Annotated in this window: 1 protein-coding gene; it reads right to left on the bottom strand. The window is 37.0% G+C overall.

The window, feature by feature from the left end:
• Positions 1–218: 218 nt before the first annotated feature.
• Positions 219–681, bottom strand: a 463-nt coding sequence (locus B5V89_RS00620) for an integrase core domain-containing protein (protein WP_142406505.1), incomplete at its 5' end; no start/stop codon positions are given.

Raw genomic sequence — 681 nt, forward strand, 5'->3', positions numbered from 1 at the left:
CGGATTAACCCCCGAATTTTGGACAGTATTTCTCTTAATCTCACTTTATCTTAAAACTACATTCTTTTTCGTTTCCTTTTGTCCTTTTGAGATCATAGCCATTGCTTCCATTCCTTCAAGGGTAAAGGCTACGCCCGACTATCGTCGCCCTTGATTCCATTCCAGAAATGGCTGAAATAATTTTTGGGACAAAAGGAAGAAAAAAATGGAAGGGGCGATTAAACCCGTACCTCTTTGATTTTCACGTTTTCACATTGTTGCTTTTCATAAAACTCATTTGGCGATAAGTCTAAAATACTAGAATGCATGCGTCTTTCGTTATAAAACACCATAAACTCTGCGACTGATTCATAGGCTTGTGCATACGTTTCAAATTGCCATCTTGATAAACAATCATCTTCAAAAATTCTATGAAAAGACTCAATGTGAGCATTCATATTTGGCGTTTTTGGTGGAATTCTTTCATGTTCTAGTGTATATTTTTTACAAAATTCTTCAAAGGTATGGGAGATAAACTGTGGCCCATTGTCTGTGCGAATCACAGGTTTTTCCCTTTCATTTATCTGCTGGCGCTTGAATAATGCCCGCAAAAGAGTTTGTTTTAGGTCTTTTGCTGTGCAGCTTAATCCCATATAGTATTCGACAATACTACGATCATAAACATCGATGATGGACAATACA

It is taken from the genome of Heyndrickxia sporothermodurans, assembly GCF_003055045.1.
Taxonomy (GTDB): domain Bacteria; phylum Bacillota; class Bacilli; order Bacillales; family Bacillaceae_C; genus Heyndrickxia; species Heyndrickxia sporothermodurans.